We start from the raw sequence: 12,683 nt of genomic DNA, 5'->3' as shown, positions 1-12,683 counted from the left end.
GTTGCATTCACTTCCCCGTAATGCCAGCGTAACGAGCAGAGAGAGCCGCAAGGATAGAGACATGTGCATCGCTTGCTCTTCTTCAGTAAGCACCATCACCCGCTCCAGTTTCCTTCATGACGGGCTCGGAGCAGGCTTTAGCGCAGACCCTGTGGAAGCAGGGGGTACGAGCCAAGGTGCGACCGGCAACCTCGGCATCGATGGCCTGTTGTCTGGTGTGAAGTGGAACGGCACGCCGATCACCTATAACTTTCCAACGCTTTCCTCCTATTATGGGACCTTCTCGACCTATGGGGGCTATGCCGACTTCATCAGCGGCTTTGTTGCGGTGTCTGCCAGCTTCCAGGCCATGGTGACCAAGGCGCTCGGCGAGTTCTCGGCTGTGAGCGGCCTGGCCTTCACGCAGGTCGGCTCATCTGATGCCTCCGACATCAGCGTTGGACGGACGAGTGGACTGGGAACAGGCAGCGGCACCGGGTTCAACGGCTACGGCTACTATCCTGGTTCATCACTGCGCGCGGGAGATATCTGGTTCTCGAGTTCAACGAGCGATGTCGGCGACACCGCCCTGCTCGGGCGCGGCACCTACAGGCTGGTCCTGCATGAACTTGGCCACGCTGTAGGCCTCAAGCATGGTCACGAGGCAGGAGGGCCCGGTGCCACGGCTATGCCGACTGGTCTGGACTTCGAGGACTATTCCCTCATGACATATCGTCGCTACGAGGGATCGGCGACCTCTGGTGTTGTTGGCGAGACCGCCGGCAGGGCGCAGTCCCTGATGATGTACGACATCGCTGCGCTGCAGGCGATGTACGGGGCCAACTTCAACACCAACAGCGGTAACACGGTCTATAGCTTCTCGACGACGACCGGACAGATGTTCATCGACGGCGTCGGTGGTGACGTACCCAACGCGAACCGCATCTATCGCACCATCTGGGACGGTGGCGGCATCGATACATATGACTTCTCGAACTATACGACCAACCTCGTTGTCGATCTCTCTCCCGGTGGCAAATCTACCTTGTCGACATCGCAGCTCGCCATCGTCGAGACATCAACGAACCGCACCGCGACCGGCAACCTGTTCAACGCGCTGCAGTACAATGGCGATGTCCGCTCGCTCATCGAGAATGCCATCGGTGGCAGCGGCAACGACACGATCACCGGCAACGCGGCGGCGAATGATCTGCGCGGTGGCTCAGGCAATGACACCATTTCAGGCCGGCAGGGCAACGACGTGATCTACGGGAACGAGGGTAGCGACACCCTCTCCGGCAATCTCGGGAATGATACGCTCTATGGTGGCACGGGAGACGATGTCCTCTCTGGCGGCCAGCAGGCAGACGTTTTGGACGGGGGGGCCAATGCGGACACTGCCAGTTATGCGGAGCAGACGACGGGGTTGACGGCTTCGTTGTTCGCACCCGGGACAAACACCGGGGCTGCGCTGGGGGACACCTATGTTTCGATCGAGAACCTGACCGGCGGCAGTGGCAACGATACGCTTGAAGGCGATGGCGGAGCCAACGAACTGCAGGGCAATGACGGGAACGACATTCTGCTCGGTAGGCAAGGCGATGATCTGTTGCGCGGCGGAAACGGAGCCGATGAGCTGAATGGTCAACTCGGCAACGACACGCTGTTTGGCGATGTCGGGAATGACTTCCTGTTCGGTGGAGTGGGCAACGATACGATGACCGGCGGAACCGGAAATGACACATTCATCTTCGCCGCGTCAGCCTCCGGGAATGATGTCATCATGGACTTCGAGGGAGCGGGAGCGACGGTCGCCGATGTCATCAGATTCTCAACATCGGTCTTTGGCAGTTTCGCCAGCGTTCAGGCTGCGATGACCACCAACGCTGATGGCGTGTCTACAAACATCACGCTGTCGCCTGGAAACGTTCTGGTGGTCAAAAACGTCGCCATCAACCAGTGGTTAGCATCAGACTTCCTGTTTGTGTGAGAAGGGCAAAACCTGTCGCGTCGGAAATTCGAACAATCGGGGTGCCAAAGTCGGGTACCGGAATCTGACCACCGATTGTTCATGACGCCATCAGATATGAGCTATTCGCATCCGCTTGGCAGCTTTCCACTCGTCTCGAGTTCGCTCACCACGCCCGCGCAACAGTTGCGCCCTGATTGCGACAAGCTTCGTTAATGATGTTGCTTTACGTTTCGACCCTGAACGAGGTCCCGCGTGATGCAACTCTTCGATGGACTTGGCGTGGCCGTAGCGCTCGCCTGCGGCCTTCTGGCGATGCGGGTCATCGTCGGCGCGTGACGCCGCGTCAGAACCCGCCCAGCACCACCACGCCGGTCACCAGCGCCGCCGCGTAGATTGCCGCGACCGCGTCATCCAGCATGATGCCGAGCCCGCCTGCCACCTTCCGGTCGATGAGGCCGATGGGCCAGGGCTTGACGATGTCGAAGAACCGGAAGGCGACGAAGCCGGCGAGCAGCACCGGCCAGCCTGCCGGGGTCAGCACCACCACCGCTGCCATGGCCCAGGTCTCGTCATAGACGATGGCGCCGTGGTCATGGACGCCCGCCCGATGCGCCGTGAGACCGCAGGCCCAGATGCCGAGGACGAAGCCGGCGGCAATGAGGGCGAGCGCCACCGGCAGCGGCAGCTGGTCCAGCGCGAGGCCAAGCGGCAGGCCGACCAGGGCGCCGAAGGTTCCGGGCGCAACCGGCGCCAGGCCGGCACCGCCCACGAGGGCGACGAGGCTCGCCGGATGCCTGACCATGAAGGCGCCGTCGACGGCGACACCGTCCTTGTCCTCGCCCGCCGCCATCAGGCCGTCTCCACAGGGACTGGATCCGCGAAGACGCGATAGCGCTTGGAGATGGTGCCGCCGGCGCTTTCGATGATGCGGCGCATGCGGGTGTTGTCGTCGAGAATCCAGCTCATCTCGATGTCGCCGCGGATCGGATTGGCGGCGATCAGGCTGGCGATGGCGACGATGGGCAGGCTGGCGCCGAGCAGCGTGTCGCGCAGGTCCGCCCGCACCCCGAGCAAGGTGACGCGGCCCGAGCTGAAGTCATGGGTGACGATACGCCAGAGCAGCCGCGCCCAGTTGAACGGCAGGAGCTTGCCGCCGAAGCCGCGCACCAGTTCCAAAGCATTGGGCATGGCGAAGGTGAAGGCCGCCGGCTTGCCCTCCACCTCCAGGAAGGCGGCATAGGTGGGTTTCAGGATCGGCCAGATGATCTTCAGCAGCGCCGCGAGCTCGGCGGAGGCGATGGGGATGAAGCCCCAATTGTCCTTCCACGAGGCGTTGAACAGGTCGGTCATGATGACCGCCTCGCGGTCGAGGTTCTTCATGTCGAGGTGGCGCACGGTGACGCGGCTCTGGTTGGCGAGCCGGGCGACGCGCGTGCCGGTCCATTGCGAGGCGATCTCGGCGGAGACCGCATAGGCGAGGAAATCCTTCACCGGGACGAGCCCCGCCGCCTCGACCAGGGCGCCGAGATAGGGCGGGTGCCAGGGCATCAGAACCATTTCGCCATGGGCCTGGCCCTCGATCTGGGTCCCCACCTCCTCGTTGATGGAGAAACTGAAGGGGCCCTCCAGCCGATGCCGTCCGCGGGCGGCATGCCAGGCGCGGGCGGCGCCGATGAGGGCCGCGACGACGGCCGGATCATCGACGGCGTCGAGGCAGCCGAAATGGCCGATATGGGCGCGGTCCGGCGGGGTCAGCCGGTCAAACTGGGCGGAGATGCGTCCCAGCGGCTGGCCGGCCTCGTCCGAGGCGATGAAGAAGGCCGCCTCGCCATGGGTGAAAAAGGGCGCGTAGCGGGGATCCAGCAGCTGCGCCCGCTCGAAATCGAGCGGCGGCTGAAATCCGGGCATGCCCGCATAGAGTTCTCGCGGGATGCGGATGAAACGTCTAAAATCCCGCCGTGACCTTGCTTCAGCGATCTGCAATCGAATTCGTCCCTTCAGGGCGCCCGAGCCTACCGCCTCTCAGCCTGCGCGTCGGTCCCGTTCTCTACACGGACGCCCCCCGTCAGGCCAGCCGGGGACCTTACGTGTGAACACGGTCTGGGCCCTCCGCCGCCGGCTCGCCTCGCATCTCGACCTCGGCAGCCGCAGCCGCCGTTTCCCGAGCCAGCAGGCGCGGCGGATCCGTCGCGACGTCGCCCTGCAGGTGGCGCTGGTGCTGCTGCTCATCGAGAGCATCTTCGTCGCCGAGCAGCTCATTTCCGGCCTGCTGGAAGAGGTGCTGAAGATCCGCGCCTCGCTCGGCCAGACGCTGGCGATGATGGCGGCGATGCTGCCCCAGGTCTTCGAGCTGGCCTTGCCGACCGCCATCCTCATTGCGGTCTATCGCGTGTCGCTAGGGCTGCGCGAGGACCGGGAATTCCTGATGCTGTCGAGCCTTGGCATCCCGCCGCACGGCCTCATCCGCCTGGTCATCCGCATCGGCCTCGTGGCGCAGATCGCCGCCCTCCTCGTCGGCGGAATTCTCGACCCGCTGTCGCGCTACGCCTTCCGCCTCGTGATGTTCTCGGCGCAGTACCATTCGCTCACCGGCGGGACCGTCACCGCCAACCGGCTGTTCGAGACGCGGGTCGGCACGGTGGTGGTGGCGCCGCGCTCGGACGGCGTGCCGACGCCGCGGCTCTTCGTGCGCCAGCCAAATCCCGACGGCACCGAGCGCGTGGTGGTGGCCAACGGCACGCGGCTCATCGGCCCCGATCTCAACGGCCGGGTGGCGCTGCACCTCTACGATTTCGCGGTGGATGACTTCCCCGCCCCGCCTCCGGGGGGCGCCACGACGAGCGGGGCGCGGGTGCCGGTCGCGCCGGTCTCCTCGCTGCGCGGGTCCTCCACCCAGCAAAGCCTCATCCTCGACGACATCGTTCCCTTCGACCCGCGCGGCCGCAACATCGCCGAACTCACCCTGCCCGAACTGGCGGTCGGGGCGATGGAGCGCACCGGCGAGCGGCTCGAACTCGCCAAGCGCATCGGCCGCAGCCTGCTCTGCCTGCTGGCGCCGCTGATCGCGCTGCTCGCCCTGTCCTTCACAACGCGGGCCAACCAGGCCTTCGTGCTGCCCATCGCCTGCGCGGGGCTGATGGCGACGGAGATCGCCGGCACATCTGTCCTCGCGGGCGTGCTGTCGGCGGGCCTGTGGCCGGTGCTGGCGCTGGTGATCGGCGGCGGGGTCGCCATCGGCGCGGGCCTGATCCTCGCCGTGGCGCTGCGCTCCTCCGCCGTGGCGCGACCGGGGCTTGGCCGGTCGTGACGGATTTCCTCACCTCGCCGCGCCCGACCGGGCGGGACCGCCATTTCGGCCTGGTGCCCTTCGGCACCTATACCCGCATCCTTACGGTCGCCCATGCGAGCCATGTCGGCACCGTCATGGCGGCGCTGCTGGTGATGGCGCTGACCCTCGACCTCGCGCCGCGCGCCGAGCGCATCGCCTCGCAGGCCGGCCAGGTCGGACCGCTCGGCGTGACGCTGCACATGCTGTGGTACCTGCTGCTGCGGACCTGCGACGTGCTCGGGAACCTGCTGCCGCTCGGCTGCTTCATGGGCCTGTACTGGTCGGAAATCACCCTGACCCAGTCGCGCGAGCGCATCGTCATCGCCAATGGCGGCCGTTCGCCGCTGCAGTCGCTGATGCCCATCCTGGTGCTCGGCTGCGCCTTCGGGGCCTTGCAGGTGACATCGCTGATGGTGTTGCGGCCCACTGCGGTGGCGCTGCAGATCCAGCAGAACCTCGGCAGCTATGGGGAGCGCTTTGACCGCCGGCTGAAGGACGAGCGGCGCTGGATCATCCTGCCCTCGCACCTCGTCCAGGCGCGAATCGACTTTCGCAACGCCCGCCTCGTCGATGTGCAGGTCTTCGAACTCTCGGAGGGCGGCCGCATGACGGGCAGGATCGCCGCGAGTTCGGCATCACCCGGCCGCGAAGCCGGCACCTGGATCTTCCGGGACGGCAGCCGCTGGAGCGCGCCGCCGCCGGACAGCCCGGCCACGGCCACCGGCACGGGAACCGGCCGGCGCTTCGCCGAGGAGCCGGTGCAGATACCGCTGGACCCGCTCTACCTCGCCAATCTCGGCATCGACGCGCGCTACCTGCCGCAGGGAACGCTCGCCGCGCTCACCGAGCGATCGCCGCGCAGTGAGCCCTCCTACCGCTCCTGGTGGCACGTGCGCATCGCCCAGGCCATCCTGCCGCTCGCCATGATGCTGATCGCCTCGGCGCTGGCCACGACCTTCGTCGCCCAGCGCACCGCCTTCGCGCCGATGATCCTCGTCGGCCTGTCCGGCTATTTCCTCTATGTGAGCAACAACGTGGTCGTCTGGCTCGGCGAGTATGGCCAGTTGCATCCGCTGGTGGCGGCGTGGTTGATGCCGCTTGCCATGATCGCCGCGGCCGCCGCCCTGTTCTGGCGGCTATCTATGTTCGGCAATGACCACATCAAACAATCATTCTAGGTGGACCACCGTATCATGATCCCGAAGATTATCCACCAATCATGGGAAACACTGGATATTCCCGCTCATCTCGTACCGTTTAGGCAATCCATTATTTCCGTGAATCCTACCTATGACGTCCGCCTATACGACTCACGAATGCGCCGTGAATACATCGACATGCACATGCCGGAATTGATGCCGACATTCGACAAACTTATGTTTGGTGTGGCAGAAACTGATTTCTGGAGCATGGTCGCGGTCTATGTGGAGGGTGGCTTTTATGCTGATCTCGATATGGAATGTCTCAAACCCATAGACATATTTGCGACCACGGAGCGCGCGCTCTTGACCATCGAAACCAAGGTCATGCTGCAGCGACAGCGCGAACTCGGCTATGAACTACCCTTTCAGATAGCAACTTGTATGTTCGGCGCACCACCACGCCATCCGTTTGTGAAGGCATTCATCGACAGAATGGTCGAGAACGTCAGCGCGCGACAAATCACTCACACAGACCATGTCGAAGACACAACTGGCCCAAGGGCATTGACCCGGCTTTTCTATGAACTAAAGCACCCTGACGTTGATGTCCTTGAGCAAATCTATTGGGTTGCACCAAGCATTTATCTACGAAGGCCGCTTGTTTCGCAGAATATACACTTCTTCCACCATTTTGATGGGGCGTGGAAACCCAAGCGAGCAAGGCCCTCGCTCAGGAGGCAGATCATCGAGCGCAACCGGCTGCCGAACCCCTTCCCGCGCAGCCTCCACCACGATTTCGGCTGGGGCGGCTGAGCGCTCACATGTCGAGGCGGACGCGCTCGCGCACCGCCTCGTTGGTCGCGACATCGTAACCGTGGATGTCGATGTAGTGGACCTTGGGGATGAAGCGCCCGCGCTCCGCCATGGCATAGGCATAGACGACGCGGATGGTGCGCGGACCGGCCTTGAGCAGGGCGCGCGGCTTGCCGTCCGGACCAAGGTCGACGACCGCGTCGCGCTGGCGATAGCCGGCGATGCGGGTGGAGAAGCGCCCTTCCGCGACCGGCTCGGCGCTGATGCCGAAGGCGAAGACGCGCTCGAAGAAGGAAATCTCGCGCCGGCGCCCGTCATCGTCATTGTAGCGGCGCCAGAAGACCTCCACCGGCCTGGACGCATCGAGGCCGCCATCGGGCTTCTGGCGGGCGGCATAGACGAGGATGTTCTTGTCGATGGCCTGCTGGACGTAGAAGAGCATGCCGCTGTCGTTCGGCACTGGCAGGTCCGGCCGAGCGACGATCAGCGACCGCGACACGGTGATCTCGGATTGCCGAATGGAGATCGGCGGCAGCTGGTCCTGGGCCGCGGCGGGCGCGGCGGGCGCGACCAGTGCGGTCGCGATGATGCCTCGGCGCGTTAGTGTCATGCCTCACCCTTGCAACCAACTGCTCAGCCAAGCCCGGCTTTTGAGGCCACAGCAAGGCAACAGAGTGCTAGATAGGACGGCCGGAAGAGGTTAGGAAGGCGGTCGCGCGCCGCAGGTCGCATCCGCCTTCCAGGTCCTTACGGCCCCACGGCGGTGCGGGGTGGCCCGCCCGGCATCGCGAAGACACAAGAAGGTTATGCAATGACCGACACCGCTTCCGCTTTCGGCGACGACCAGCTGACGCGCGACCTCGTCGAGGTCATCGCCAAGGAGGGCATGGTCGACCTGAACGGCGTCACGCCGGAGACGACGCTTGAATCGCTGAACATCGCCAGCGTCGACTACATGATGATCCTGGCGGCCATCGAGGAGAAGTTCGAGGTCTATGTGCCCATGGACGAGAGCCTCGCCCAGGTGAAGGACGTCGGCGGCCTCATCGCGGTGCTGAAGGACCACATCCAGAAGTCCAAACAGAGCTGATCGTGAGCAATCGTCGCGTCGTCGTCACCGGTCTCGGTGCGCTCACCACGGCCGGGACAGGCGTCGAAGCCCTGTGGCAGGCCGCTTCCCAAGGCGTGTCCGGCGTCAAGCAGATCGTCCTCGACTACGAATTCGGCAATAACCTGCGCATCGCCGCGCAGGTGCAGGACTTCGACCTGGAGCGCCATTTCCCCGGCCAGAGGACCAGCTTCTTCGACCGGGTGACGATGATGGCGCTCATCGCCGCCCGCGAGGCCGTGACCGATGCGGGGCTGGCCGACAGCCTGCCGCTCGGTGGAGGGACCTCGGTCATCGTCGGCACAGGCATTGCCAGCCTCGGCACGATCGAGGAGGCGTCGCGCAACATGACGCTGTCCCAGAAGCGGCCGGACCCGCTGACCGTGCCACGCGCCATGATCAGCGCCTCGGCGTCCAATGTCGGCATCGACTTCGGCTGTACCGGAACCACCTTCATCGTGTCGAGCGCCTGCTCGTCCTCGGCCCAGGCCCTTGGCATCGGCTTCCATATGGTGCGGGCGGGCATGACCGACCGGGTCATCGTCGTCGGCACCGAAGCCATCATCACCCCCGGCGGCATGAAGGCCTGGGAGATGCTGCGGGTGTTGTCGCCGCAGCTCTGCCGGCCCTTCTCGCGCGGGCGCAACGGCCTGCTGCTTGGCGAGGGCTCGGCGGCGCTGGTGATCGAGGCGGAAGAGGTGGCGAAGGCCCGTGGCGCCAAAGTCCGCGCGAGGGTGCTCGGCTACGGCACGACTTCGGATGCCCGCGACATGCTGAAGCCGGACGTCGACGGCATCACCCAGGCCATGGCGCTGGCGCTCGCCGATGGCGGTCTCGCCCCCACCGACATCGGCTATGTGAATGCCCATGGCACGGCGACGATCCTCAACGATTCCACCGAGAGCGAGGCGCTCGGCCGCATCTTCGGCGACCACCTCGCATCGCTGCCGGTCAGCTCCACCAAGCCGATCCATGGCCACACGCTCGGCGCCGCCGGCGCGATCGAGGCAGTGGTGACGGTGCGGGCGCTGGAGGAGGGCTTCGTGCCGGCGACCATCAACTTCCTCGAGCCCGACCCGGCCTGCCCCATCGATTGCGTGCCCAATGTCGGCCGCCGGCAGGCCTTCGACGTGGCGCTGACCAATTCCTTCGCCTTCGGCGGCATCAACGCCTCCATCGCGCTCGGCCGGGCGACGTGAGCCTCATCGGCGCGGCCCGCGACCTGACCCTGGTTGTGGAGGCCGATGCTGCCTCGGTCGCGGCCTTCGCGGCGAGCCTCGACACACCGGCGAGCCGGGTACCGACCACCTATCCGATCCGCTGGCTGACCCGGCCGGAGATCGTGGCGGTGGTTGCGGCGCTTGCCGCCGACAGGCCGGGCGCGCTGCCCGTCCATGAGCTCCAGACCATCGAGATGGCGGCGCCGCTGCCCATCGGCCGGCCGCTGGACCTTGCTGTCACCGCCACCCGCACCGACGCGATCCACGTCACCGTCGAGGCCGAGATCCGCGACGGCGGAGCAACGGTCGGGCGGATGCATGCGGTGCTGAGGCTGATGCCATGAGCACGGCGCCCCATCCCGCCCCTTTCGGCACGACCTATCCCGATCGCGTGTTCCCCGGCATCGCCATGGACCGCGTGCGTGCCTATGCGGCGGCCTCCGGCGACGACAATCCGATCCATGTGGACGCGGCGGCGGCCCGCTCCATCGGCCTCGAGGGCCCGATCGTTCAGGGCATGTTGCTCATGGGGCTGGTCGACACGGCGCTGGCGGATTGGCTGCCGGAGGGCACGACCTGCAAGCTGTCGACGCGTTTCGCCCTGCCCGTGGCGGTGGGCTCGCCGGTGACCATCGCCGCGCGGGTGGTGCGCGCCTACATGGAGGCGGGGCGCCCGCGCGCGACGCTGCGCATTTTCGTCAGGGATGGCGGCGGCAAGGCCGTTGCGCTCGCCGAGGCGGTCGTCGGGCTCTGACGGCAGGGCCCGGTCGGCCTCAGGCGGTCTGCGCGACTTTGGTCAGGTCGGAGAGCACGGCGAGGAACGTGTCGATGTCCTCGTCCGTATGGGCGGCCGACACCGAGAAGCGCAGCAGCACCTTGCCGCCAGGCGTCGCCGGCGGGATGAGCAGGTTCACATAGATGCCGCGGCCAAGCAGCGAGCGCCACATGTCGAGGCCCTGGGCCTTGCCGCGCATGCGGATGGAGCCGACGGGGCCGGGCTCAGCGCAGAGTTGGTAGCCAAGGGCCTGGACCGAGCGGCAGAATCGCTCGGCCTTGCGCCAGAGCTCCGCGCGCAGGGCCGTGTCGGTCCTGATGATGCCGATGGCAGTGCGGGCGGAGGCGACGACGGCCGGCGGCAGCGAAGCAGTGTAGAGATAGGCTCGGGCGAGGAAGCGCAGCGACCGCAGGGCGGGATGCGAGGTGACGCAGAAACCGCCGATGACGCCCACGGACTTGGAGAAGGTGCCGACGATGACGTCAACCAGGTGGTCGGCGCCCTGCGCCTCGGTGACGCCGCGGCCGCCCTCGCCGTAGAGGCCCATGCCGTGGGCCTCGTCGACCAGAACCAGCGCGCCATGGCGCTTGGCGACGGTGGCGAGATCCTTGACCGCGCCGACATCGCCCCAGACGGAATAGAGCCCCTCCATCACCACCAGGATGCGCGAGGCGGGAACCGTCGCCTCGGCGAGGAGCCGGTCGAGATCGGCCGGATCATTGTGGCGGAAGGGCTTGAAGGTGGCGCCGCTTGCCCGGCAGGCATCGATGATGCTGGCGTGGGAGTGGGAATCGTAGAGGATCAGGTCGCCCTGGCTGGCGAGGCCGCAGATCGTGCCGAGATTGGCCATGAAGCCGGTCGAAAAGACGATGGCGTCGGGCCGTCCATAGAAGTCGGCAATGGTGCGCTCCAGCACGACATGGCCGTTCTGGTTGCCGCTGGCGACGCGCGAGGCGGTGGAGCCGGTGCCCCACTTGCGCAGCGCCTCCTCGGAGGCGGCGATGCAGCGCGGATCGAAATTCAGGCCGAGATAGCTGTTGGTGCCGAACAGCGTCGTCTTGCGGCCGTCGATGACGGCATGGACCGGGCCGTCGAGGCGGTCGATCTGGATGAAAGCGGGATGGTCGCCCTCGCCGAACATACCCTCGACGGAGGCACCGAAATCGGCGATGCGGCGCAGGATCCCGGTCAGCTGGCCGGTCGCAGCGACGGTGTCCGGCCCGCTCTCGGGATGCGCAGAACTATCAGACATGAAACCGCTTTGCCTTTTGTCACCGGACCGTCAAAGAGGCGGTCACGACGCTATAGTTGGGTTGGCTATTACAGGCAAGCCGTGCGCCAATTGGAGCACGGTATCGGCCTGGAATCGCGTGGACTAAGGGCATTGTCGTTGATCGGGCAGCGGACGGCCGGTTCCGCCTCGGACGACCGCTGAGTCCCGACAGCTTCATAGACAATCATCTCTTGAGGCCGAAATAAAGGGACATGCCCCACTGGAACACGGCGCCGGGGACGACGTTGCGGGCTGCCACCATGACGCGCTGGGCGATAGGCCCGACCGTGTAACGCGGCCCGCTCTTCCGGCCCTCGACGATGTCGGCGACGAGGGCTGCGACACCGGCAGGCGGCGAGCCGGCGCGCTCATCCTTCTCGTACATGGCGAGGACACGGGTGAAATCGGCGGCATAGGGCGAGGCAGGGTCGGCGGATGCGGCGACGCGGACGCGATTCTCCACCACCGGGGTTGCCGTGTCGCCGGGCGCGACGAGCGACACCGCGATCCCCTGGCCCGCCACCTCCTGGCGCAGCGCCTCGGTCAGGCCCTCGAGGGCGAACTTGCTGGCGGAATAGAGCCCCTGGAAGGGCATGCCGACCTTGCCGGCAAGCGAGCCCATATTGACGATGGTGCCGCGGCCACGGGCACGCATCCCCGGCAGCACGGCGCGGGCGACGCGGATGGCACCGATCACGTTCGTCTCGAAGGTGCGGCGGGCCTCGTCGATCGCCGTGTCCTCGACGGCGCCGGCCATGACCAGGCCGGCATTGTTGACCACCGCGTCGATGCGGCCTTCGGCGGAGAGGATGGCGGCGATGCAGGCGGCGACGGAGGCATCGTCCGTGACGTCGAGCTGCACCAGCGACCAGGGCGCGTCATGGGCTGCCGGGCGGCGGCTGGTGCCGTAGACGCGATGGCCGCGGGCATGGAGAAGGTCGGCTGTGGACCGTCCGATGCCGGAGGACGCGCCGGTGACGAGGATGACGAGGGGGTCCGCCATTGGCTCTCCGCACGGTGGGGGAGACGCCTGATTACCCTCTCAGGCCGGCGCTGTCATGGCCCACGGGGTT

13 protein-coding genes are annotated in these 12,683 nt (G+C 66.1%); 8 read left to right on the top strand and 5 right to left on the bottom strand.

The window, feature by feature from the left end:
* Window positions 1-61 precede the first annotated feature (61 nt).
* Window positions 62-1,969: a M10 family metallopeptidase gene (locus O9344_RS02975; RefSeq protein WP_298472527.1), complete on the top strand. Its 1,908-nt coding sequence runs from the start codon at window positions 62-64 to the stop codon at window positions 1,967-1,969.
* Window positions 1,970-2,294: 325 nt separating this feature from the next.
* Here the strand turns inward: O9344_RS02975 and O9344_RS02970 are convergent, their stop codons facing one another.
* Together O9344_RS02970 and O9344_RS02965 are read right to left on the bottom strand one after the other, a co-directional pair.
* Window positions 2,295-2,801 (bottom strand): phosphatidylglycerophosphatase A, encoded by a 507-nt coding sequence (locus tag O9344_RS02970; RefSeq protein WP_298472526.1) that lies wholly within the window; start codon window positions 2,799-2,801, stop codon window positions 2,295-2,297.
* The gene (locus tag O9344_RS02965) at window positions 2,801-3,859 is read right to left on the bottom strand and encodes a dATP pyrophosphohydrolase (protein ID WP_298472525.1); all 1,059 of its coding nucleotides are present in this window, start codon (window positions 3,857-3,859) and stop codon (window positions 2,801-2,803) included. The genes O9344_RS02970 and O9344_RS02965 overlap by 1 nt, the downstream gene beginning before the upstream one ends.
* 181 nt (window positions 3,860-4,040) lie before the next feature.
* On the opposite strand from O9344_RS02965, the gene O9344_RS02960 reads away from it, so the two are divergent.
* The 3 genes from O9344_RS02960 to O9344_RS02950 are packed head-to-tail and all read left to right on the top strand — an operon-like array spanning window position 4,041 to window position 7,234.
* A complete protein-coding gene (locus tag O9344_RS02960; RefSeq protein WP_298472524.1) occupies window positions 4,041-5,258 on the top strand; it encodes an LptF/LptG family permease in 1,218 nt (405 codons plus the stop codon).
* Window positions 5,255-6,457 (top strand): LptF/LptG family permease, encoded by a 1,203-nt coding sequence (locus tag O9344_RS02955; RefSeq protein ID WP_298472523.1) that lies wholly within the window; start codon window positions 5,255-5,257, stop codon window positions 6,455-6,457. Before O9344_RS02960 ends, O9344_RS02955 begins: the two co-directional genes overlap by 4 nt.
* Before the next feature lie 15 nt (window positions 6,458-6,472).
* Window positions 6,473-7,234 (top strand): glycosyltransferase, encoded by a 762-nt coding sequence (locus tag O9344_RS02950; RefSeq protein WP_298472522.1) that lies wholly within the window; start codon window positions 6,473-6,475, stop codon window positions 7,232-7,234.
* Between the two features lie 4 nt (window positions 7,235-7,238).
* On the opposite strand, the gene O9344_RS02945 is transcribed toward O9344_RS02950, so the two are convergent.
* Window positions 7,239-7,844: a DUF4833 domain-containing protein gene (locus tag O9344_RS02945; protein WP_298472521.1), complete on the bottom strand. Its 606-nt coding sequence runs from the start codon at window positions 7,842-7,844 to the stop codon at window positions 7,239-7,241.
* A gap of 201 nt (window positions 7,845-8,045) precedes the next feature.
* On the opposite strand from O9344_RS02945, the gene O9344_RS02940 reads away from it, so the two are divergent.
* From O9344_RS02940 to O9344_RS02925, 4 genes are read left to right on the top strand one after another with little or no spacing between them, the layout of a single operon-like run.
* A complete protein-coding gene (locus O9344_RS02940; RefSeq protein ID WP_298472520.1) occupies window positions 8,046-8,324 on the top strand; it encodes an acyl carrier protein in 279 nt (92 codons plus the stop codon).
* A 2-nt stretch (window positions 8,325-8,326) separates the two neighbouring features.
* On the top strand, window positions 8,327-9,541 hold the full coding sequence (locus tag O9344_RS02935) for a beta-ketoacyl-[acyl-carrier-protein] synthase family protein (protein WP_363321913.1): 1,215 nt from the start codon (window positions 8,327-8,329) through the stop codon (window positions 9,539-9,541).
* Window positions 9,538-9,906, top strand: coding sequence for a hypothetical protein (locus tag O9344_RS02930; protein ID WP_298472519.1), 369 nt, complete (start codon window positions 9,538-9,540; stop codon window positions 9,904-9,906). Before O9344_RS02935 ends, O9344_RS02930 begins: the two co-directional genes overlap by 4 nt.
* Entirely contained in the window at window positions 9,903-10,316 is a 414-nt protein-coding gene (locus O9344_RS02925; RefSeq protein WP_298472518.1) for a MaoC family dehydratase, read from the top strand. Before O9344_RS02930 ends, O9344_RS02925 begins: the two co-directional genes overlap by 4 nt.
* 19 nt (window positions 10,317-10,335) lie before the next feature.
* On the opposite strand, the gene O9344_RS02920 is transcribed toward O9344_RS02925, so the two are convergent.
* The gene (locus O9344_RS02920; RefSeq protein ID WP_298472517.1) at window positions 10,336-11,589 is read right to left on the bottom strand and encodes an aminotransferase class I/II-fold pyridoxal phosphate-dependent enzyme; all 1,254 of its coding nucleotides are present in this window, start codon (window positions 11,587-11,589) and stop codon (window positions 10,336-10,338) included.
* Window positions 11,590-11,794: 205 nt separating this feature from the next.
* On the bottom strand, window positions 11,795-12,613 hold the full coding sequence (locus O9344_RS02915) for an SDR family oxidoreductase (RefSeq protein ID WP_298472516.1): 819 nt from the start codon (window positions 12,611-12,613) through the stop codon (window positions 11,795-11,797).
* Window positions 12,614-12,683 lie beyond the last annotated feature (70 nt).

This window comes from Phreatobacter sp., from assembly GCF_027532945.1.
Taxonomy (GTDB): Bacteria; Pseudomonadota; Alphaproteobacteria; order Rhizobiales; family Phreatobacteraceae; genus Phreatobacter.
The sequence above is the reverse complement of the archived record's forward strand: the minus strand, read 5'-3'. Positions and strand labels throughout refer to the sequence as shown.

Excerpts from the sequence above, each read along its gene's own strand:
- O9344_RS02915 (WP_298472516.1), bottom strand. The coding sequence starts at position 12,613 with ATGGCGGACCCCCTCGTCATCCTCGTCACCGGCGCGTCCTCCGGCATC.
- O9344_RS02965 (WP_298472525.1), bottom strand. The coding sequence starts at position 3,859 with ATGCCCGGATTTCAGCCGCCGCTCGATTTCGAGCGGGCGCAGCTGCTG.
- O9344_RS02940 (WP_298472520.1), top strand. The coding sequence starts at position 8,046 with ATGACCGACACCGCTTCCGCTTTCGGCGACGACCAGCTGACGCGCGAC.
- O9344_RS02950 (WP_298472522.1), top strand. The coding sequence starts at position 6,473 with ATGATCCCGAAGATTATCCACCAATCATGGGAAACACTGGATATTCCC.
- O9344_RS02970 (WP_298472526.1), bottom strand. The coding sequence starts at position 2,801 with ATGGCGGCGGGCGAGGACAAGGACGGTGTCGCCGTCGACGGCGCCTTC.
- O9344_RS02920 (WP_298472517.1), bottom strand. The coding sequence starts at position 11,589 with ATGTCTGATAGTTCTGCGCATCCCGAGAGCGGGCCGGACACCGTCGCT.
- O9344_RS02975 (WP_298472527.1), top strand. The coding sequence starts at position 62 with ATGTGCATCGCTTGCTCTTCTTCAGTAAGCACCATCACCCGCTCCAGT.
- O9344_RS02925 (WP_298472518.1), top strand. The coding sequence starts at position 9,903 with ATGAGCACGGCGCCCCATCCCGCCCCTTTCGGCACGACCTATCCCGAT.
- O9344_RS02945 (WP_298472521.1), bottom strand. The coding sequence starts at position 7,844 with ATGACACTAACGCGCCGAGGCATCATCGCGACCGCACTGGTCGCGCCC.